The organism is Lysinibacillus sp. TE18511, from assembly GCF_054062295.1.
This window is the reverse complement of the sequence record NZ_JBSSFD010000056.1, coordinates 1-21,129: the sequence shown is the minus strand read 5'-3', so window position 1 is coordinate 21,129 and position 21,129 is coordinate 1. Positions and strand designations below refer to the sequence as shown.

Annotated in this window: 19 protein-coding genes and 4 pseudogenes; 17 read left to right on the top strand and 6 right to left on the bottom strand. The window is 35.5% G+C overall.

The genetic code is table 11. The features are described from left to right. Positions 1-488 precede the first annotated feature (488 nt). From fdhA to ACVWXS_RS23950, 5 genes are all read left to right on the top strand, one after another. Entirely contained in the window at positions 489-1,703 is a 1,215-nt protein-coding gene (fdhA, locus tag ACVWXS_RS23970; protein WP_456960437.1) for a formaldehyde dehydrogenase, glutathione-independent, read from the top strand. 996 nt (positions 1,704-2,699) lie between these two features. Beyond that, a complete protein-coding gene (locus ACVWXS_RS23965; RefSeq protein WP_456960436.1) occupies positions 2,700-3,197 on the top strand; it encodes an LURP-one-related/scramblase family protein in 498 nt (165 codons plus the stop codon). Between the two features lie 265 nt (positions 3,198-3,462). Further along, on the top strand, positions 3,463-3,996 hold the full coding sequence (locus ACVWXS_RS23960) for a dihydrofolate reductase family protein (protein ID WP_456960435.1): 534 nt from the start codon (positions 3,463-3,465) through the stop codon (positions 3,994-3,996). Between the two features lie 313 nt (positions 3,997-4,309). Beyond that, entirely contained in the window at positions 4,310-5,002 is a 693-nt protein-coding gene (locus tag ACVWXS_RS23955) for a response regulator transcription factor (protein ID WP_456960439.1), read from the top strand. A gap of 29 nt (positions 5,003-5,031) precedes the next feature. Beyond that, positions 5,032-5,706, top strand: coding sequence for an ankyrin repeat domain-containing protein (locus ACVWXS_RS23950; protein WP_456960434.1), 675 nt, complete (start codon positions 5,032-5,034; stop codon positions 5,704-5,706). A 116-nt stretch (positions 5,707-5,822) separates the two neighbouring features. Here ACVWXS_RS23950 and ACVWXS_RS23945 read toward each other — a convergent pair. Together ACVWXS_RS23945 and ACVWXS_RS23940 are read right to left on the bottom strand one after the other, a co-directional pair. Then, positions 5,823-6,456: pseudogene (locus ACVWXS_RS23945) on the bottom strand (sterol desaturase family protein). Positions 6,457-6,477: 21 nt separating this feature from the next. Further along, complete coding sequence (locus ACVWXS_RS23940; RefSeq protein WP_456960433.1) at positions 6,478-7,161, bottom strand: GntR family transcriptional regulator; 684 nt, start codon at positions 7,159-7,161, stop codon at positions 6,478-6,480. Between the two features lie 103 nt (positions 7,162-7,264). On the opposite strand from ACVWXS_RS23940, the pseudogene ACVWXS_RS23935 reads away from it, so the two are divergent. Further along, positions 7,265-7,421, top strand: a pseudogene (locus ACVWXS_RS23935) (radical SAM protein); the annotation flags it as partial. A gap of 238 nt (positions 7,422-7,659) precedes the next feature. On the opposite strand, the gene ACVWXS_RS23930 reads toward ACVWXS_RS23935, so the two are convergent. Together ACVWXS_RS23930 and ACVWXS_RS23925 are read right to left on the bottom strand one after the other, a co-directional pair. Next, on the bottom strand, positions 7,660-8,034 hold the full coding sequence (locus ACVWXS_RS23930; protein ID WP_456960432.1) for an SET domain-containing protein: 375 nt from the start codon (positions 8,032-8,034) through the stop codon (positions 7,660-7,662). Between the two features lie 64 nt (positions 8,035-8,098). After that, positions 8,099-9,184 carry a CotH kinase family protein gene (locus tag ACVWXS_RS23925; RefSeq protein ID WP_456960431.1) on the bottom strand — a complete coding sequence of 362 codons (1,086 nt, stop codon included), beginning with the start codon at positions 9,182-9,184 and terminating at the stop codon, positions 8,099-8,101. Between the two features lie 225 nt (positions 9,185-9,409). On the opposite strand from ACVWXS_RS23925, the gene ACVWXS_RS23920 reads away from it, so the two are divergent. Next, positions 9,410-9,625 (top strand): hypothetical protein, encoded by a 216-nt coding sequence (locus tag ACVWXS_RS23920; protein WP_456960430.1) that lies wholly within the window; start codon positions 9,410-9,412, stop codon positions 9,623-9,625. Between the two features lie 503 nt (positions 9,626-10,128). On the opposite strand, the gene ACVWXS_RS23915 is transcribed toward ACVWXS_RS23920, so the two are convergent. Further along, the gene (locus ACVWXS_RS23915; protein WP_456960429.1) at positions 10,129-11,319 is read right to left on the bottom strand and encodes an MFS transporter; all 1,191 of its coding nucleotides are present in this window, start codon (positions 11,317-11,319) and stop codon (positions 10,129-10,131) included. Positions 11,320-11,595: 276 nt separating this feature from the next. On the opposite strand from ACVWXS_RS23915, the gene ACVWXS_RS23910 reads away from it, so the two are divergent. The 9 genes from ACVWXS_RS23910 (at position 11,596) to ACVWXS_RS23870 (ending at position 19,476) form a co-directional block, all read left to right on the top strand. Then, on the top strand, positions 11,596-12,504 hold the full coding sequence (locus ACVWXS_RS23910) for a DUF2268 domain-containing protein (protein ID WP_456960428.1): 909 nt from the start codon (positions 11,596-11,598) through the stop codon (positions 12,502-12,504). Positions 12,505-12,749: 245 nt separating this feature from the next. Next, on the top strand, positions 12,750-13,616 hold the full coding sequence (locus ACVWXS_RS23905; protein WP_456960427.1) for a carbohydrate ABC transporter permease: 867 nt from the start codon (positions 12,750-12,752) through the stop codon (positions 13,614-13,616). 3 nt (positions 13,617-13,619) lie between these two features. After that, positions 13,620-14,447 carry a carbohydrate ABC transporter permease gene (locus ACVWXS_RS23900; RefSeq protein ID WP_068986278.1) on the top strand — a complete coding sequence of 276 codons (828 nt, stop codon included), beginning with the start codon at positions 13,620-13,622 and terminating at the stop codon, positions 14,445-14,447. A gap of 26 nt (positions 14,448-14,473) precedes the next feature. After that, positions 14,474-15,826: an ABC transporter substrate-binding protein gene (locus ACVWXS_RS23895; RefSeq protein ID WP_456960438.1), complete on the top strand. Its 1,353-nt coding sequence runs from the start codon at positions 14,474-14,476 to the stop codon at positions 15,824-15,826. 108 nt (positions 15,827-15,934) lie between these two features. Then, positions 15,935-16,642, top strand: coding sequence for an HAD family hydrolase (locus ACVWXS_RS23890; RefSeq protein WP_456960426.1), 708 nt, complete (start codon positions 15,935-15,937; stop codon positions 16,640-16,642). Between the two features lie 272 nt (positions 16,643-16,914). Beyond that, positions 16,915-17,877 carry a sugar phosphate isomerase/epimerase family protein gene (locus ACVWXS_RS23885; RefSeq protein ID WP_456960425.1) on the top strand — a complete coding sequence of 321 codons (963 nt, stop codon included), beginning with the start codon at positions 16,915-16,917 and terminating at the stop codon, positions 17,875-17,877. Positions 17,878-17,950: 73 nt separating this feature from the next. Continuing rightward, positions 17,951-18,172: a hypothetical protein gene (locus tag ACVWXS_RS23880; protein ID WP_456960424.1), complete on the top strand. Its 222-nt coding sequence runs from the start codon at positions 17,951-17,953 to the stop codon at positions 18,170-18,172. Next, a complete protein-coding gene (locus ACVWXS_RS23875; RefSeq protein ID WP_456960423.1) occupies positions 18,169-18,351 on the top strand; it encodes a hypothetical protein in 183 nt (60 codons plus the stop codon). Before ACVWXS_RS23880 ends, ACVWXS_RS23875 begins: the two co-directional genes overlap by 4 nt. A gap of 24 nt (positions 18,352-18,375) precedes the next feature. Beyond that, on the top strand, positions 18,376-19,476 hold the full coding sequence (locus tag ACVWXS_RS23870; RefSeq protein WP_456960422.1) for an ABC transporter ATP-binding protein: 1,101 nt from the start codon (positions 18,376-18,378) through the stop codon (positions 19,474-19,476). Positions 19,477-19,713: 237 nt separating this feature from the next. On the opposite strand, the pseudogene ACVWXS_RS23865 reads toward ACVWXS_RS23870, so the two are convergent. Further along, positions 19,714-20,537: pseudogene (locus ACVWXS_RS23865) on the bottom strand (MerR family transcriptional regulator). Positions 20,538-20,662: 125 nt separating this feature from the next. On the opposite strand from ACVWXS_RS23865, the pseudogene ACVWXS_RS23860 reads away from it, so the two are divergent. After that, positions 20,663-21,034, top strand: a pseudogene (locus ACVWXS_RS23860) (GNAT family N-acetyltransferase); the annotation flags it as partial. Positions 21,035-21,129 lie beyond the last annotated feature (95 nt).

Genomic DNA, 21,129 nt, shown 5'->3' with positions numbered 1-21,129 from the left:
GTTGACATAAAGAAGCACCTCCTCTAATTTGATACATTTATCATCGTACCGGAGGTGCCTGGTTGTTTATATGCGTTATTTGATTACGGGCTTACGTTTCATTAGGAGCGGTTCAGGCTTGGGTTCGATATTTATACTGATTTGAAGATTTTAAACTAAGTAAGTGAGATTCTATTCATTTAATGGAGCGTTGATTAAATAGAAAAAATAGACCTAATAGTATGAACTAAAAGAAGAGAGTCAGTTCTTTATGGACTAACTCTCTTCTTTTAGTTCATATGCAGTTTGCAAGGAAAAAAATCTCTACTTAATTGAAATGGATGAATTCAATTGTAAAGTAGAGAAATAGACGTGAGAGATAGAGCCATTTCGTTAAACAAGAAATGAATAATTTGAACGAACGAATATTATTTTTCATAGTAATGATTAGGACGAAGTGGCCATATATATAGATTGTATGAATTTATGATATAGGGGAGGAATTGCAAGTGTTTGGAAATAGAGCTGTGGCCTATATGGGCTCCGGAAAAGTAGAAGTGCATGATATTGGTTTTCCAGATTTGGTTTTACGAGATGGACCAGGGGTAAATCCACTTAATGTAGGACGTAAATGTGATCATGGTGTTATTTTAAAGGTAGTAACAACTAATATTTGTGGAAGCGATCAGCATATGGTGAGGGGGAGAACTACAGCTCCGACAGGATTAGTTCTAGGCCACGAAATTACAGGAGAAGTGATTGAAGTAGGCCGAGATGTTGAATTTATTAAAAAAGGTGATTTAGTTTCTGTTCCATTTAATATAGCTTGCGGTCGGTGCCGTAGCTGTAAGGAGCGGGATACTCATATTTGTGAGAATGTAAATCCAGATCGTCCTGGTTCAGCATATGGTTATGTAGATATGGGCGGATGGGTTGGAGGACAATCTGAGTATGTAATGGTGCCATATGCCGACTTCCAATTATTAAAATTTCCTGATAAAGACCAAGCAATGGAGAAAATTAGAGATTTAACAATGCTTTCAGATATATTTCCAACTGGATATCATGGTGCCGTAAGTGCAGGTGTGAAACCGGGATCAACTGTGTATATAGCAGGTGCAGGTCCAGTTGGTCTCGCTGCTGCTCATTCAGCTCAGTTACTAGGAGCTGCTGTAGTAATTGTAGGAGATTTAAATGAAGAAAGGTTAGCTCAAGCTAAAAGCTTTGGTTGCGAAACAGTTAATTTACGAAATCATTCAAACCTAGGAGAGCAAATCGACCAAATACTTGGAGCACCTGAAGTAGATTGTGCTGTAGATTGTGTAGGATTTGAAGCATCTGCACATGGAGCTAATGCAATTGAAGCACCTGCTACTGTTTTAAATTCTATTATGCAAATAACACGTGCTGGAGGACGTTTAGGTATACCGGGTCTTTACGTAACCGGGGACCCTGGTGGAATTGATGAGGATGCAAAAATTGGTACGTTAAAAATTCGTCTTGGCTTAGGATGGGCTAAAGCACATACTTTTGTAACTGGTCAAACACCTGTTATGAAATATCATCGCGATTTAATGGCGGCAATTTTGAGTGGAAGAGCTCAAATTGCGAAAGCTGTTAATGCTACAGTAATATCATTAGAAGAAGCTCCAAAGGCATATCAAGATTTTGATCAAGGGGCTGCCAGAAAATTCGTCATCGACCCACACGGTCTAGTAAAGTAAGAGATTTCTACAGGGGTTAAGGGGTTAAATTGAAATAAGCATAGAGGACAAACCTTTGGCTACTTTTCAATAAGAACTAGATAGCATGCTGATATTCTAAGGAGACTTTGAACTTCATTTCTCAAAGTCTTCTTTTTTTCGTTGCTTATTTACCACCATTATATTTGTATTCAGGTTGTATCTGAATGAAGAAACCACTTCGAACTTGTCCTGTCCAGTTTTGTAAGGATTCGTACCATTGTACGCTATCAAAAAAGTCATCTACTGTTGTAGTATTTGAAAACCAGATAAGTGGAGTGAAAGAAACAAGCTGTCCAGCATCTCCCCAAACACCGCCATCCGGAATAGTACTTTGTTTAACCAGCAGTAAAGGAAGCCCATATTAGAAAGCCAAAGAAGGTTCAATTTGTAGGAATGGTAAATATGATTCACCTTGAGGAGTAAAGATTGGTCGAAAAATATTGAAGTTAAACAAGTACTTGATGGATTAAATTCAATAAATTCTTTACTTACTATTTTAACTTATACTTTTTTTAATATTATAATACTCTGTGTATTTGATTGTTTATCATGATCTTGGAGCTTGTGTTGATTTTAAAAGAAGAGACGAAACTAGCTTTTCAATGGATTCTAATAAAATCAACCATTGTGTTTAACAGAGCCTATAGTTTTTACATCCCAGCGAGTTAATCAGCGAATTGGTTTTAAAAGAAAATGTACCGAATCTCATTTAGATACATTACGGGGAATCGTATCATAAGTAAGTGCGTTTTCTCTGTAAAAAAACAATAAGCCTATTTAAGATATAGCAGTCTTGAATAGGCTTTATTTCCATGTTACAAGTAAGAGAGTTATTTATAAGGTGAATATATATAAAGAAAATATATTTCTCCTAGGCAAATTTCATTAAATATTATACATATATAACCCACTTCTGTGATTATTATCTATGATAAAAACGGTTTTAGTAATATGCTATTAAAAAGGAGGCGTAGTATGAAGCAACTTTATATAAAGCAGAAGGTATTCAGTTTAAGTGGAAAATTTACGGTAATGGATCAGCAGGAGAAGGACGTTTATTTCGTGGAGGGCAGTTTTATGCAAATTCCAAAAACGTTCTCCATTATGAATGCAGCAAGAGATGAGGTCGCGCTTATTACGAAAAAGGTGTTCAGCTTTTTACCGATTTTTTTTGTTGAAGTAAACGGTCAAGAGGTGTTAACGATTAAGAAGGAGTTTTCTTTCTTTAAAGCGCGCTATACAATTGATGCGGCAGGCATTGAGGTAGAAGGTAACTGGTGGGATATGGATTTTCAAATCTTACAGCATGGTGAAGTCGTCGGTAAAGTGAACAAGGAGTGGTTCACTTGGGGTGATAGCTACAAGGTACAAATATTGAATGAAGAGATGGAAGCTATCATTATTGCGCTCGTTGTCGCAATTGATTGTGTAAAGGCTGACCAAGCCGCTGCTTCCTCAGCAGCGGCGACTTAATTGAGCCAATACCAACTAAAGAAGCAGTGTGTAATTTACCAAGTCTTAATAGAAATAGAGAATTTCGTCGACCTTCATTTTTAATTATAAGCGCGAAAAGATATAATTTAAAATTAGCATAGAATTAGAGATTAAAAACCGCACTTACACATGTTACGGTGAACCGTATCAAAAATAAGTGCGCTTTTTTAAAAGAGTCGTGTAGTCTTAATAAGTAACAGGTATACTTAATTTTATCTACTGAAACAAAGGAATAGGGATTTATATGGAAAAAAGACGTAACGTTATTTTATATATAGGTACTTCAATAGATGGCTATATTGCAAAAGATGATGGAACATTAGAGTGGTTGGAGTCTACGGAAGTAGAAGGTGATTCCGGGTACAATTCCCTTCTAAAAAGAATTGATACTGTTGTTATGGGAAAGGGAACATATGATATCATTCGTGGATTTGAAATGGATTATCCTTATAGTGATTATACAAACTATGTGTTTTCTAATTCTGTTAGCGGTTCAGATGAATATGCTTCATTTATTAATGAAGATGTAGAAACTTTCATTAACAATATAAAACAACAGCCTGGTAAAGATATATGGTTAATTGGTGGAGGAAACTTAGCCCGCGAGTTTTTTAAGGAAAATTTAATTGATGAATTCCAACTAGCCATTGCACCTATTATTTTGGGAACTGGAATCTCCCTTTATAATGGGGATGATATTACTCAAAAATATAGGTTAACCAAAGTTGAAAAGTTAGGTCAACTCGCTATGCTTCGTTATGAAAAACTGAATAAATAACAAAAAAACTCGCCAATTATAGTGGCGAGTTTTGCCTTTTTATAAGCTGATTTTTGAGAAGTACCCTAAAATGGAACAACTTACGCCTTCTTATTTATCGTTAAATTTAACCTATACGAACGCATAATGTTTAGCGCATTATGCGTTTTTTCTCGAATTTATATTTTGTTTATATTTGCGATATATGCAGTTTAGTACTGGGCCTTATAATTAAGTTTAAGCAAATGATAAGGGAGAGAATATCTTATGAATAACAAATTAAAATTCGCAACACTCGCTATTTTTAGTTCAGTCACAATATTAACGGCATGCACTGCCAACACGAATTTTAATCATTGAAGATGATATTAGCATTGCAGAATTACAGAGAGATTATTTAGAAATTCATGAAATAGAGGCGGAAATTGTAACGGACGGTTTTGAGGGGTTGAATCGAGCATTAACTGAGCCTTTTGATTTAATTGTTGTTGATTTAATGCTCCCTTCGATGAACGGTTTTGAAATTTGCCGACGCATTCGTGAAAAGAAAAATATTCCACTTATAATAGTATCTGCAAAAAAAGAAGATATTGATAAGATAAGAGGGCTTGGCTTAGGTGCGTATGATTATATAACGAAACCATTTAGTCCGAGTGAGTTCGTCGCACGTGTACAAGCTCATAGTAAGCGTTATAGGCAACTAACAAGTACTGGACAAACACAGGATTATTTAGAGATTAAAAATATTATAGTTGATAAGGCTGCACGAAAAGTATTCGTTTTAGGTCAGGAAGTTATTTTTACAACGAAGGAATTTGATTTACTCGTGTTCTTTATGGAGCATCCGAATCGTGTTTGGACAAAGGAGCAGCTTTTCCGTCAATTATGGTATATGGATGATTTAGATGGAGATGTTTTTACAGTTGTTGTTCATGTAGGTCGCATTCGAGATAAGTTAAAAAAGGGAAAACTATCAGAACTGCCAATTGATACAATTTGGGGCAGTGGATATCGCTTTAATAGTTGAAACATCTCCTTGTGAAAGGAGGGTATTACATGAAATATTTTATTATCATTGTAGTAAGCACATTATTCATATTGACCGGGTGTAATGATAAGGGGGAGGAAGAGAATATGAAGCCACAATCAGATAATCTTATTCAAGCAGTTGAAAACAATGATTTAGAAAAAGTACAAGAAATTTTGCAGGATCCATCATATCCAATTAATGAAACGAATGATAAAGGGGAAACGCCTTTATTAATTGCTACTCATGAAAACTATATTGAGGTGGCAAAACTTTTAATTGAAGTGGGAGCCGATATTAATCAACAAGATCATATTCAGGATAGTGCCTATCTGTATGCAGGTGCGCAAGGAAAAACAGAGATTTTAAAGTATATGATTGAGCATGCGGAGCCAAATCAAAATATTGTTAATCGCTATGGAGGCAATGCCTTAATACCTGCAGCAGAAAAAGGACATTTAAACAATGTGAAGCTACTTTTACTTGATGGGAAAGCGGATATCGATCATCAAAATAAATTTGGCTATACAGCATTAATTGAAGCGGTAGCATTAACTGACGGTTCAGTGGTATATCAGCAAATTGTACAAGAATTATTAGCACACAATGCGAATAAAGAACTTCGTGACAATTCAGGTAAGACAGCACTTGAATATGCCAAGGAGATGGGCTATACAAAAATGATTGAAATGTTAGAAGACTAGTAGATTTTACGAAGAACGTATCATTAAAAAGGACCAAAATCCAATCATCAAATAACGATGATTGGATTTTTATCATATAGACAGAATAGGACCGAATATTGCAGAAGGTATATTTTTTATAATTCGATTTTCTGGTCAACCACGTTTCTCTAGATTTTTAGCAGTTTTACTTTGGTCAACATCCTTTTGGTTTTTAAAGGTACCCATGAGAAAATCATAGGCAGGATTCGTAACACCATACCAGTAATTTTCATTTTTGAAATGATGCCATAAATGAACCTTTTTCATCCAACGCCCCCATGGAGATATTGGCTGTATAGGGCGATGGGCGATATAATGCTTCCACTCATAAAATAATAAAAAGAGCATGATACCTGCAATAAATGCGTTTGTCATGACAAAGCTAGATGATAGAAAATAAAAAATGGCTGCTACAATTACAATGTTTGGCACACTATACCATAAGGGTAAAAATAATAAATGTAATTCATTCGGACTTGAATGGTGGTCATAATGTAAGCGCTTAAGCATTTTTAACAAAAAAGCATTCTTTGGTGGTTTCAGATGAAAAAGAAACCTGTGTGTAACATACTCAGCTAAGGAATACATAATCATGCCCAGAATAAAAGCACCCAAAATTCCGAAAGAGGTTAAATGTAGAATCATATATCCGAAGCTAATGAGGTATAGACAGCTCATGATTAATATATCAGGGTAGGAAAAATATTCTTTCATATATTTCATTTTCATTGATCACGCCTCCAGCATTCTTTATTTTTTTCTATCTTTCCAGAGAGCCAAGCTTTTCGCCATTGTTGTCGTAGTTAACCTTTCCGCCTCCATTGCATCTCCCTTTAATGCAGCTTTTAATAACTCGTGGTAATAGTTGAAGGACAACTCACGATGATCTTTTACAGAAAAAAATCTCTTCGCCATATCTATATAAATGGAATCGAAGCTATTTAAAATAAGTAGAAAGATTGGATTGGCAGCCAGGCCAGCGCACCTTTTTTGCAAATCCCAATCAAATGCTGCGTAGCTTTCTGCACAATCTTCAAGCTGCTCTAGATTGGCAAGGAGAGCAACCACTTTCGGTTGATTAAACGTAACAGCATTACGAATATAAGTCGGAGTCAAAGAACTTCTTAATTCTAATAAGTACATGACGAATTCATCTGTCATGGTATGATGATTCTCAACAATATTAACAAGTGTCGATAGATTCCCATTGCGCCAATAATCATTTACAATCGCAGGCATTCCTTTTCTCCCTGTTATCCATCCACTCCTTCCTAAACGTTGAAGTGCCTCCCGAATAGTTGGACGACCAACCCCAAATTCTTTTGCAAGCTCTCTTTCCGGCGGTAAAGTACTTCCTATAGAATAAACACCAGCCAATATAGATCTAATTAATTCATTCTCAATTTTATCTGAGGAGCGTTCTTTTTCGTTCAAATCCTCGTCTCCTTTGTTTTTTGGTAATACAAATTAAATACAGTGGTAATACCAAAAAGTATATATCAAATTTGAATTTTCTGTCAATGGAAAATGGCGAATTTTTATTAGAGAAGCAATGATCCAATCAGATCTAATGGTTTCCCTAAGATTATGGCACCTTACAAGACAATTCGACGAATATTGAAAGAAAACGAAACAGAGAATTACTAGAAATTATTGAGAAAGAATTTGATTTAGACTACAAAATTGAAGTGAAGGAGAAAAAGAGGGCATTAAAAAACGAGGAGAAGGGATCTTAATGTGGTTAGATGGGGTTTTTCGTCGCACTGAATAATCTCAAGTTTTTGTTCAATTAAAAATTTCCCCATAAAAAATACTCCCAATAGATAGATTTTTTTTAAAATCTGACTATCTATTGGCGAGCATAGCAAACCTTATATTCTGGTGTTACCATTATTTTTGAAAGCAAAACAATTATTCATGAAGGTAAGATGTTTATCCGATTACATCAAACCATAACGGAGATTTATCTTCAAGATCACCATTGTAATTAATCGTTAATTGTTCGCCCATCGAAATATCATGTAGTGCATAAAAGTCAATTGATATATTTTCTTTATTATTTTCAAAATTAATATTTGGGGTGTATGAATGATTAAAAAGTGAACCAAATCCAAGTGCGATGGCTGTATCATTTTTTCCCCAATAAAAACTATAATAAAGAAGGGAAGTCTTTTTCAAATATTTCCAATCCTCTTTAGGTAATACTATCACTGGTGATACCTCAATAAGTTCATCTTTTTTAATATCACGTGTAGCAAATAAACCTCTACCATATTTCCCGGTATCTTTTATACAGATAGGTTCCAAAGCAGTAACTCCTTTCTCCGATCCCTATTTCTCTCTAATCAAAAAAACATTAATGATCAGATTTTTACACTAAATTCGAGAGTTGATTTTTTAAATAATCATTGCGTTCTCGAATGAATTGGAAAATTAATTCTGGTTCATTATCAAAAATATCAATCTTCTTTTTTTTATAAGGATCAAGGAGGATTTGGGGACGTATATATTGATGTAGTGGTAATACTTTGTCTTCCATATAGTCAACTGTAAACATAGTTTCAAGGATTTCTTCTAATGTTTCTTTGTAGAGTTTTCGGAATTCGGGCACTTGCAATAGAACATAGTTAAGATAGTTTCCTGATTTACCTTCAATTGGGACATACGTATGATCCATGATCCCACCATTTACTTTCCGCCCCCAAGTTGCATCGTAGTCCCATGGAAGTATTTCGAATAAGCCAGTGTCACTATTACGGTAGAGGGCATAATTGTGTGTAAAACCGTCGTTATTCATTGTACAAACTGCTCCAGCGAGCCAGCGGAAATATTGATTAATATTAATTTTCTGGGAGATTTCATCTGGGAAATTAGATGGAATTGTAGTATTTATGGTTGTAATCAAATCATGAAGAAAGATATCGTCTGATGAAGCGCCACACACTCGTTTATAGCCCGACAAAAGTGATTTTTTGGGTTTGTCATCACACACGTATGAGAAATTTGCATCATTGTTGATCGCGTAGTAAATGGGACCGGTGGGAAGCCCCCGCTTTTCTAAAAATAAATCATCAACTGATTCCAAGTGCAAGTAGACACCTTTAAATGAGCCATTTCTATAAAAATTGATATGTTGACTATCTGGTGAAAGGACTTCGAGGTCTTGAAAGAAGTCAAGGGAAAGCTTATTGCGAATTAGGGAGGGGTCTTTGTATTCTGCATTGAGGTGAATTCTACGTACTCCTAAGAATTTTTCAGCATCATCGAAATCTATCATATAGGATCTTTTACGGAATTTTCGTGTATAGTCTCCACGATAGGCAATCTTAATATTGTAGGTAATGCTATCTACCAACAACTTGGCGGAAACAGGGTCATCTTTTGATAATTTTTTCCTTAAATCATTTAATTCATCTTCCTCAATCATTAAAAAATACGAGGGTAGAATGTTTGACATATACTCACCTCCCTTATGTACTCTATCAGATATCAAATGTATATACTCTAACCCTAGTAGAAAAAAGAAATAGCTTTGATTAAGGAGTAAATGCCCCACTAACCTTTTGGATAGTGATTAATGGAGGCATTTCACCTGTTACGTTTACAATTGTTTCTGGTAAATGTACTTTAGTTAGAAGTACTACCAGAGGAAGTACTACCAGAAGATTTACTACCAGAAGATTTGCTTCCAGAAGATTTGCTTCCAGAAGATTTACTACCAGAAGATTTGCTTCCAGAAGATTTACTTCCAGAAGATTTACTTCCAGAAGATTTACTACCAGAAGATTTGCTTCCAGAAGATTTACTTCCAGAAGAAGTACTACCAGAGGAAGTACTACCAGAAGAAGTACTTCCAGAAGAGGTACTACCAGAAGATTTACTTCCTGTAGACGAATGACTACCCGAACCTTTTTTTCCTTTTTTTCCAGGCACAACAGACCCTCCTTAAAAACAGTGTTAAATTTATAGTACGCAATGAATGTTTCTGTACTTAGACTATTATCACAATAAATTTAGGGATTATATCGACCCTGAAATATAGTGATTTTTAGAGCAAAGATGCGTACCCGCCATGCACAACAACTCGGTGCTGAAAGGCCAATACAAGCTTGGCAGTATGAACTGTTACGATAGTCAAGGGTGTCCATGGTGAAGTGGAATTTGAAGGAAGTAGGACGCCAAATCTCGGATTGACGACCAAAAATCAGATATAAGGCTGAATTGGGATGGACGAGTTTCATCACAATACAAAGTTTAATACTCCCCGAGTCTCACACAGTAAATCTGGCAGTTGCATGAGAGGAAAGTGGTAGCACTTACTCGGGGAGGTCTCTTGAGGGATATAAAATTTAACAATCGGATTAGTGTTAGTCAGATGAATCAAGAGAAATCAGCTCATTTTTAGGCTGATTTCTTTTGTTTTTGGTCTAAAAGATGACAAAAGAAAGTTAGTAAACTTGCACAGACTGCAACTATTCCACCGACCCATGTTACATTCATCAAATTCCCTTGATGGTATACAATTCCGCCTAATGCAGAACCAAAAGCGATGCCTACATTGCTTGCCACTGGCATAAGTGAAGCCGCGAGTCCTGTAGCATTTGGCTGATAAATTCCGGCGAGGTCTATTAAATATAGCTGAGTAGATGTTGTTAAGAGGATGGCCATTAACGACATTAAGCCAATGTTTACCAGTCCTAAAATAAAATGATTTGTTGTCCAAAATAAACTTGTCAGAACAACTGCCTGCACGAGAAAAACAAACCGAAGGCGACCGATTGGATTATGGCTGGCAATTTTACCAGCAAGGATATTACTGAAAATCGAGATAAACCCGTATGCAAATAAGATTAAACTAATTGAATGATCGGGTGCTCCCATTCCCTTTAAGATAGGAACAAGGTAAGTAAAGACGGCATAAGTTGCGCCAAATCCGAGAGCAGGAATGAAAAAAGCCATCAAAATTCGTGGCTTGGCCATTAAAGAAAACTGATCCCGTATCGAGCTGCGTTCTTGGCTGAGACCATTAGGTAAGACAAAAAAGGATGCCAAAAACGCCAATCCTCCTAGGAAAGTGGTTAATATGAAAGTGGCATTCCAGCCGTACCGTTCGGCGATAACAATACCAATTGGCACGCCAACGACATTTGCAAGTGTGAAACCACCAAAAACGAAAGATATCGCAAGTCCGCGTTTTTTAATCGGCATGGTTTCACTTGCAACAATCATGGCTAGAGAGATTAATACTCCTGTTACAATCGCTGTCATAATTCGAAGTACAAGGAGCATGATGTAGCTCGTCGAAATGACGCACAAAGCATTCAGGACGATGAAAGATCCTATCAAAAACAACATCCATTTACGCTTTGGCAAATGACTTGTTGCTGACATCACTAGGGGTGTGGCGATGGCAAACGTAATGGCAAACGCGGAAACGAGTGTGCCTGCTTTTGCATTTGTCATATGAAGGCTCGAAGAAATATCTGTTAAAATTCCGACAATAACAAATTCACTTGTCCCGAGAACAAATGTTAATAAAGAAAGTGTTAAAATGAGCAACCAATGTCGCTTGGATAATTTTATGGGGTGCATAAATACCTCTTTTCTTAGATGTATGTAAATGTGTCATAGAGTAGATACACAACCTGAACATCATACCATAAAATTTTTAGCGAGAAAAACCCTTTCTGAATCAATAGATCACCACAATCGACAAGGCTGCAGAGTTAGAAGAAGATTATTAAAGTAAGCATATTTTTGTTGAATGATTAAGAAACGGACTAAGTACATGGAATGCAATAGTAAACATTAAAAGCTTTACATTGACGTTGCGTAAAGGATTAAGCTTTTAGAAAAGGGGGTGATATCATGGGAAAAGTAAGAATCAATTTAATCAATAGCTTAGATTTCTATGAAAAATGTTTACTAGGAAATGTTAATGAGAATTCATTCCGCTATGAATTGATGCAACCAATGAAAACAATGTGGGATTATTTAAGTGTACCGCTAAAAGCAACGCAACCTAATGGATACGATGTTGTTATGGCATCAGAGATGTTAGGGATTTGGACTCCTAGAAAATCTATTCAACAAGTTGAGGATAATCTGCCAGAGCTTATAGAATCTAGAATTTTTGATGAATATCAGGAAGTGATCTCAAAAGGAATCGATGAATTTGAAAAGATCGGTTATTCTATTCCACTAGAAAAAATCGACATAACTATTCTTTTAGGGGATGAAGATAGTCAAGAAATGAAAGTAAATAAAGGATATTCAGGTTTTGGTGGAATACCGGGATATATTTTGCTAATGGCTGTTCCTAATGATTTTAATAAGAAACGATTAAAATCCGCTTTAGCTCACGAGTTTAATCATAATGTTCGTTTTACATTTGAACCATTTAATCATGGTGACGTGACTGTAGAAGAATATTTAGTATTGGAAGGTTTAGCTGAATGTTTTGCTGAAGAAATGTATGGGAAAGAATTGATAGGACCTTGGATTGAAGATTTTGATCAAGAAGAGATGGCGTACTCAATCGAAGTGATAAAAGAAGGACGAAAGACGAAAGGTTTTGGAGAAGTATCAGCTTATATGTTTGGTGATGAGGTTGCTAAGAGACAGGGGTATAGTCCAGTTGGTTTATCAGGGAATGCAGGTTATACTATTGGTTACCACTTGATTAAGAAATACTTGGCTAACAGTAACAAGAGCATTGCCGAAGCGACACTGACGCCTACTGAAGAAATAGTGTGCGTCTCTAAATTTTTCGATTAACCTCACTTACAACTGATCGGTAGTGCAACAACGGTTTTATAAATAATCAAAATTTATTACAAAACTACACCTAATAATCAATCAAACTATTTCTCAATGAAAACGAGAAATAGTTTTTTTATGATAAAAATTGGTTTTTGTGTTGTTTTACTTTGTTTATATGTTTATTTTTACAACATGTTAATAAAAGTACAACATCTGATTAATAATTTGGCTTTACAATGTGAAACAGGAGGTGACACTGAATGCAAATAAAATTTTCAAAGGCTGCGTTCTTTTTATTACCGGTTGGAATACCTCTTATACTCTTTTGGATTATTCCGAATTTGTTTAGTTTAGGTATTAGTTTTACAGACTGGGATTTCATGACAAATGATTTTCATTTTGTTGGTTTAGATAACTATTTCAATTTGTTTACCCAGTCATCATTTAAGCAGGCATTGCTAAACACTCTTTATTTTGGATTTGGGACAGTTATTCCAACAACTGTATTAGGATTAGGTTTTGCTCTGTTCTTTAGAAAAAATTTCAAAGGCTCTGCCATTTATAAATTGATGATTTTTTCACCATGGGTAACACCAACAGTAGCTGTATCGATTGTATGGTCACTTCTATATGAACCGGAACTAGGTGTTATCAATAAGCTGTTAGGTTTAGTAGGAATACCAGGTTTGGAATGGCTTAAGAGCAGTGAAACCGCAATGCTAGCAGTTATTATTGTAACGGTTTGGAAACTAGTTGGATGGACAATGATTTTCTATATTGGTGCATTAGAGAAAGTACCTGATAGCTTATATGAAGCGGCGAGTATCGATGGAGCAAATGCATGGCAAAAGTTTCGACATGTCACACTCCCAATGGTTTCACCAACAACTTTTTTCTTAATTGCTGTGAATACAATTGTATCGCTGCAAGCATACGATCAAATTAAAATCTTAACACAAGGTGGGCCGAGTGGTTCGACAAGAACATTACTCTATTTATTCTTTGAACAAGCGTTTGAACAATTTGATATGGGATCAGCGACAGCCATCGCATTTATCATATTAATTATTACAATCCTACTATCGTTCTTAAACAAGATAATAGGTGACAAGTGGGTGAATTATTAAGACATGAGTAATCGAAAAAAGACGCCATTGATTTTCAAGCATCTCTTTTTAGCTGTATCAAGTATCTTGTTTGTCTTTCCTTTTATATGGATGATCCTTAGTTCGTTTAAAACATCCAGTGAAGTACTACAAGGTAGTTTTTGGCCTAAAGAATTTCATTGGGAAAATTATTCTGAAGTATTAGAAATCATTCCTTTTCACACGTATATCTTTAACAGTTTCTATACTTCTTTGCTGATTACAATCTATGTTCTTATTTCGTCAGCGCTCTTTGCTTATATGTTGGCATTTTATAAATTTAAAGGGAAAGAATTAACGTTTGGCGTTGTCATGGCAACATATATGATTCCAGGTGCTGTATCGTATGTTCCTGTTTATGTGATGTTAGCAAAAATGGGAATTCTTAATACCCATTTCGGATACATTATTTCTTTAGCAGTTAGTGTATTTGGGATTTTTTATTTAAGACAAGCGTTCCTTAAAGTTGGTTATGAAATTGTAGAAGCAGCCAAAATTGATGGAGCTAGTGATTGGAAAATTCTTTGGAAGATTGTCTTTCCGGTGACACGTTCATCATTTGTGACACTAGGTTTAGTGACATTTATAGAAAACTATAATAACTATATTTGGCCAGCGCTAGTATTAAAAGATAACGATAAAAAATTAATCACAAATGGGATTGCTGATTATTTCATTAATAGCTCCTTAGGTAGGGATTGGTCACACATTATGGTTGCAAGTACAATCGCTACAGTCCCACTTTTACTTGTATTTTTAGTATTACAAAAATGGTTCCTCTCAGGTGTTTCTGATTCTGGAATAAAAGGTTAACTAATTTTAAAGGAGGGCATTTCATGATGAAGAAATTATTAACGCTTTTTATGGTTGTATCATTATTTGTAAGTGTACTAGCAGGTTGTTCTAGAGGAGAAGGAAATACAGTTAAGGTAACGAAAGAAGGGGAAAAAATCGTTGTCCCATTTATTAACGGAGTTGGGGGGTCCCTTGCGGATCGTTTAGATAAGATTGTGATGGAATTCAATGAAAGTCAGGACAAGTACGTTGTAAAAACGACAAAAGCAGGCAACTACGATGAGTCTTATCAAAAGCTTCAAAGTGGATTTGCGGCAAACAATCAAGAAGCCATTGCTTTACTAGGTTCAGACGTTATTCAAAACTATATTAACAAAGAGCTAGTTGTACCAATCGATGAATTTATTAACAATGATAAAGAATTAAAAATAGACGATTATGGTAAAGGTTTTGTTAGTCAAGCAACAGTAAATGAGAAATTATATGGAATACCTCTATATGGTACAACTCAGATTCTTTATTATAATAAAAAAGTATTAGAGGAAAATGGCTTTAGTACGGATGACTTAAAGACATGGGAAGGGCTAGAGAAGGTAGCTGAAAAAGTATCAAAACGTGATGAAAATGGCAACGTTCAATATGCAGGGTGGATGCCAATTTGGGGTACGACAAATCTAATTGATTCGGTTCGAAGTGCTGGAGGAAATGTAGTAAGTGAAGACGGAACAAAAGTTTTAATTAACGATGAAACATGGGTAAAGGTATGGGAGAAATACCGCACATGGCTTCATGAAGATAAAATCATGAACATTCATACAGGTGGTACTGGATGGGAATATTGGGATAACACAATTATTGATTTTGTTGAAGGTAAAACGTTAGGATATACAGGTTCATCTGGTGACCAAGGATTTGTCTATAAATCGTTAGGTGAAGGGATGGATGAGGCAGAAAGACTGGCTACGTTTGGAGCAGTTCCGCAACCAGGCTGGGGTGATCATAAGCCAGCACCGAAATTAGAAGCTTATTTTTTCACATTAACTAGAAATATTGATCCAGAAGTAGCACAAGGTGCATATGAGTTTATGAAATTTGCGACAACTACTGAAAAAACAGCTGAATGGTCAATGGAAACAGGCTATATCCCAGTTCAAAACAATGTCACTGATTATGAGCCTTATGCAGAATTCGTAAAAAAACAACCACAGGCGTTAGTTCCGTTAGAGCAAGCGAATGAATATGGAGTTTCACCATTTATTGATCCAACAGGCGGAAAAATCTATGATGCACTAGATATAGCGAAAGATAAAGTAGAAATCGAAGGGATCTCTGCTAAGGAAGCATTAGATGAAGCAGCAACAATTGCCCAGCAAGAATTAGACAAAGTAAATAAATAAAACTTTTCGAAGAGAAATGGTGGTGCTTCTCTTTTGAATGGAAGAAGTACCTTTTTTGTCTTACAGAAAGAACAAAATAATAGGCTTTAAGTTAGAGGAGGCAAAAAAATGAAAAAAGGAATCATTTTCGATAAGGATGGCACATTAATACAGCTCGATTCGGTTTGGTATAAAATCGTTGATTGTGTACTTCATGACGTATTTCAAAAGTATCCGAATGAAAAGAACAAACGAAATGAATACTTGCAGATTATTGGAATGGACAATAATGATTTTGAGAGTACGAGCTTACTAGCTAGTCAAACGAATTCCTATATTGCAGCGGCATGGTATTCACTATTAGAAGAAAAGAATATAAAAAAAGGGGAATTTATACATGATGTTTGTGCATCATTCAAAAAGCATTCAACATCAGATGACCTCGTATTTACAGAAGTACAAGGTGCACAAGAAACACTCAAATATTTAAAAGATCGTGAGTACATTATCGGTATTGTGACAGCAGATGATATTGATGCAGCGGTTCATTCGCTTAAAATGACTAGGCTTTACGAGTATATAGATTTTTTAAGTGCTGAAGATGGAATCAATAAACCTAAACCTTCTAGTGATTGTTATCATATGTTCAAAGATAAATTTCTACTGAATGATGAAGAAGTTTTAATGGTAGGTGACACATTAACTGACATTCGATTTGCACGAAATAGTAATATTGAAGTTGCTGGAGTTCTTTCTGGTGCATGTAGGAAGGAAGATCTTGAAGGAAAAGCGGATTATATTATAGATAGTGTGAAAGATATTCAAAAGATTTTATAGCACATTGTTAACAAACGAGCGAGGTCAATCTACCTAAAAACAATGACTATTTTAACTTCTTTCAGCAAATGGTCTTTGTAGCGAAAGCAAAGCGTCAGCTACAGAAGTGTCCCACCTCTAAAAGTGAAAAAGCTAGACAATGGGCTGAAGCTAAATTTTCTAGAAAGACAGCAAAATAGTAAGGGATTAGGAGTACTTTAATCACCCCCTTAGTAAATGTATTGGGTTATTGTCTGAAATTCAAAAATTTTATTACACAGAAGGTGAAACGGATGAAATTAGGCTTAGAAACGGAAACCTATCACTTACTTTTTCAAAATGGTCGAATGGATATTTTTGATTTTATTAGAACAACAGCAGAACACGGTTTAGATGGCGTCATGATTAATGTCATTGCTTATCCTGGCGATAAATATTTACATCCTAAGTGGGGAGCTCTTGGTGGCGCTGAACTGGATCATTTACAGAAGGTACGTCAGGAAATCGAAAAATATGGATTATACGCTGAGATTGACGCAAGAGGAACAGAACCTAACCATTTATCAGAGATTATCGAAGTAGCACATAAAATTGGGGCAGATGTGATTCGGACGTATTGCTGTCCAGGGAAATATGATAAAGAGTTACTAGATCAAGCGCCAAATAATATAAAAAAAGTTGTGCCACTTCTAAAAAAATATCGAATTAAACTTGCTGTTGAAAACCACGAGGAAGAAATAGCTGACGAAATTATTCAGATTGTCAATGAAGTAAACAGCTATTGGGTAGGCGCTCATTGTGATTTTGGAAATTCAATGATGGCATGGGAAGACCCGGTAGAAGCAGCAAGAAAGCTTGCTCCGTATACGTATACAACCCACTTTAAAGATCATATTATCATCGAAGCAAAAGATGGTTATAAAGTGTGCGGTGTTCCAGCAGGGCAAGGGAATATTGATTTAGATGAAATCTTTAAAATTATGGTGGAGCATTCTCCGTTAACAAGAATTAATATTGAAATGTGCTATCCATATGTAGCTCAGTTTAAAAGGGAAAAAGGTACTGGAGGTATATTTGAAGTAGGAGAAGGTGCGTTTAAAGTAGAGGATCCTCCATTTGATCGAAATGTTATCGAGCCAGAAAATTATTATTATCCTGCTGAAGAACATTTAGAAGAGCTGATTGAAAAACAAATTCAAGGTGCTGAACAATCGATTAAACATGCAATAGCGCTTAGAGATAAGTATTGTAGATAACGTCAATTTTTAATCTCATCACCAAAAATTAGGAATCATATTTGTTGAAACATATGCAATGTCTATAAGTTGATTGGAGTGGAGGCTGGGCGACTCCTTGGGGATCAGCGATAGAGGAACGAAGGCTAAAAGCATCACGTCCTGTGATAACGCCTTCGTGACCAACATCCTGTTGCTGACGCTGCGTTTGCACTACGCTTTCGCACAGAAAACATTTGTTGCCCCGGGACCCTGCAGCGAGCAGGCAGAGGAACGAAGGCTAAAACCATCACGTCCTGTGATAACGCCTTCGTGACCAACATCCTGTTGCCCCAAGCGGCTCATCGGACGCCCCCAGGAAGCTCTGCTCTGCGCGAAAGCGAAGCGTCAGCGGCAAATGTTTTATCTGTAGCGAAAGCGAAGCGTCAGCTACAAAGCGCCCAGCCGGAACGGCAATCAACCCAACATTATGGTAATGAGCTAATCTTCACTTGAAAATCACAATATTAGGAGGCAATGATGGCTCAGCTATTATTCGAACATATTTATAAAAAATATGATAATGATACAACAATCGTAAAAGATTTTAACCTAGAAGTGCAGGATGGAGAATTTATCGTTTTTGTAGGACCTTCAGGTTGTGGGAAATCGACGACATTACGTATGATTGCAGGTCTTGAAGAGATTACAGATGGAAACTTTTATATTGATGGACAACGGATGAATGATGTTGCACCTAAAGATCGAGATATCGCAATGGTCTTCCAAAATTACGCTCTTTATCCACATATGACGGTTTTCGAAAATATGGCATTCGGTTTAAAACTTAGAAAGTATAGCAAAAAAGAGATTGAAGAACGTGTAAAACATGCAGCGGAAATCCTTGGGCTTGAGGAATATTTGGAGAGAAAGCCAAAAGCTCTTTCAGGTGGACAACGTCAGCGTGTGGCATTAGGACGTGCGATTGTTCGAAATGCAAAAGTTTTTTTAATGGATGAGCCGTTGTCAAACTTAGATGCAAAGCTTCGTGTTCAAATGCGTGCTGAAATTTCAAAATTACACCACCAATTGCAAACAACAACGATCTATGTTACGCACGATCAAATCGAAGCGATGACGATGGCTTCACGTATTGTTGTGTTAAAGGACGGCATCATCCAACAAGTGGGTACACCTAAAGAAGTTTATGATAGACCAGCGAACGTATTTGTAGGAGGTTTTATTGGCTCTCCTGGAATGAATTTTTTCAAAGGTACATTAACGGAAAGTGCTTTTATTGTTGGAGATTGGAATCTTCAGGTGCCAGAAGAGAAGCTAGAGTGCTTTAGAAATAACGGGTATATGAATAAAGAAATCATCTTAGGTATACGACCAGAAGACTTCTCTGTTAGTCAAACATCTGAAGACTTACCACATCAAACGAAGGTAACAGTCCATATTGAAGTGGCAGAATTAATGGGTTCGGAAACATATCTCTATTCGAATCATGATGGTCAATCTTTCGTTGCACGTGTTGACTCCTCAACCGATGTGCAAAGCCAATCAAAGATGGACCTTATGTTGAATATGGAAAAAGCTCATTATTTTGATGCTCAAACTGAAAAAAGAATTATTTTATAGATCATCATTATTGAAGTAGATTACTATCATAAGATATCAAAAAAGAGATTTAGGTGATCTAAATCTCTTTTTGCTTTATCAAACACTACTTTATTACTTTTGCGCAAAATCAGGTATGGGTTACTCCTTGGACACGATTGAATGCATCAGTTTGCGAATGGGAATGGCAGAACGAACATAATCTTGTAAAGTAAATTCACTAATACCAATAGTTGCTGCCATCTCCTGTGAATTATCCTAACAATCAACTGTTTCGTTATTTTCTATAAATATTTGAATTTGACAACTATAAGATTCTGTATTAAAGAAGTCGTTATATAACTCTACTTCAATGAAGCTTCTTACTTTTAAATTATTCTCTTTTACAAATTTAATTATTTTATTTCTACGCTCCTCTTCATTTTCTTTACTATAAGCTATCGTTAAGTACTTTCCTTTTGGTAATGTTTTATATTTTGTTCAGCTTCTAAAGTAGCATCTCCTTGAAGTCTACTAAAAACATACATTGGTATTACAGTCGACTCTGCATTAACGTTGTAGAGGATCCCTCTTTCAAGTGACATTTTTCCGCCTTTATCTTGAATGCTCTTCTCTAAGTCTGAATAATATAGTAACTCCTGTAAACTTCCTACTTCTTTACATGGTGCTACAACTGCAGAACGCTGTTCAAAGAACTGAATAGATATGTCATCATTAATTAAAATATCTTTAGAAGTCTCTACCTTTATATTTAAACGATCAATGGTTTTGATGACTTCCTGCATTTTCTTTATTTGTTCTTCAGCTTCATATTTTTTTAATTGTAAAAATGCCAGTAATTCATCAGTATTACAGTTCTTAAAAATTTCTTGAAGTTCGGCGATGCTTGTTTTTAATTCTCTACAGCTTTTTATTATATCTATATGAATAAATTGATCTATAGAATAGTATCTATAGCCTGTTGTTTCATCAATATATTTTGGAATAAGAATCCCCATTTTATGATAATAGCGTAAAGCTTTTATTGTAATGTCCTTCATTTTCGAAACTTCCCCAATAGAAAATAAGTGTTGCACCATCATCACTTCCTTTATATTTTTTCTTACAGAATCGTTGACTCTCCTCTTAGGGGAGACCTTATGATCATAATAAGGTATTTATAAGAAATACTAAACAAATTTACTTATGTAACAGGGAGTTTTTAAATATGGATAAAGTAATATACAGAAGTCTAGTTAAAGAAGATTATGAAGCGGTTAAAGAATTGATTGGTGAAGCATTTGGTTTCAATGAATTTATTAAGGATAAGAAATTTTTAGATTCAGTATTAAACATCTATCTACACGGTTGTATTTTAGAAAGCTCATTTAGCAAAGTAGCAGAAAAAGACAATAAGGTTATTGGTATTATTTTGGGCGATGCGAAAAAGGACAAAAACCGTTTAAAAAAAGCGCATAATATTTTCAGTTTTGCCTATTCCATAATAAAAGTACTCTTAACTAATAAGAAAAATAAAAAATTTATGAAAGAGTATGGAAAGGTTCAAAAGGCATATAAAGAACTGATAAATGGAAAAGAATGGTATGTCAACACTAAACTGGACAAAAATTATAGGGGCTGTTGCTTGAATTCCACTGGTGTTAAATAGCCTAGTGTTCCGTGAATTCGAATGTT

What these genes read in the sequence shown, in the direction of transcription:
- ACVWXS_RS23965 (WP_456960436.1), top strand. Translation starts at nt 2,700, where the DNA reads ATGAAGCAACTTTATATAAAGCAGAAGGTATTCAGTTTAAGTGGAAAA.
- ACVWXS_RS23960 (WP_456960435.1), top strand. Translation starts at nt 3,463, where the DNA reads ATGGAAAAAAGACGTAACGTTATTTTATATATAGGTACTTCAATAGAT.
- ACVWXS_RS23950 (WP_456960434.1), top strand. Translation starts at nt 5,032, where the DNA reads ATGAAATATTTTATTATCATTGTAGTAAGCACATTATTCATATTGACC.
- ACVWXS_RS23925 (WP_456960431.1), bottom strand. Translation starts at nt 9,184, where the DNA reads ATGTCAAACATTCTACCCTCGTATTTTTTAATGATTGAGGAAGATGAA.
- ACVWXS_RS23915 (WP_456960429.1), bottom strand. Translation starts at nt 11,319, where the DNA reads ATGCACCCCATAAAATTATCCAAGCGACATTGGTTGCTCATTTTAACA.
- ACVWXS_RS23910 (WP_456960428.1), top strand. Translation starts at nt 11,596, where the DNA reads ATGGGAAAAGTAAGAATCAATTTAATCAATAGCTTAGATTTCTATGAA.
- ACVWXS_RS23905 (WP_456960427.1), top strand. Translation starts at nt 12,750, where the DNA reads ATGCAAATAAAATTTTCAAAGGCTGCGTTCTTTTTATTACCGGTTGGA.
- ACVWXS_RS23900 (WP_068986278.1), top strand. Translation starts at nt 13,620, where the DNA reads ATGAGTAATCGAAAAAAGACGCCATTGATTTTCAAGCATCTCTTTTTA.
- ACVWXS_RS23895 (WP_456960438.1), top strand. Translation starts at nt 14,474, where the DNA reads ATGAAGAAATTATTAACGCTTTTTATGGTTGTATCATTATTTGTAAGT.
- ACVWXS_RS23890 (WP_456960426.1), top strand. Translation starts at nt 15,935, where the DNA reads ATGAAAAAAGGAATCATTTTCGATAAGGATGGCACATTAATACAGCTC.
- ACVWXS_RS23885 (WP_456960425.1), top strand. Translation starts at nt 16,915, where the DNA reads ATGAAATTAGGCTTAGAAACGGAAACCTATCACTTACTTTTTCAAAAT.
- ACVWXS_RS23870 (WP_456960422.1), top strand. Translation starts at nt 18,376, where the DNA reads ATGGCTCAGCTATTATTCGAACATATTTATAAAAAATATGATAATGAT.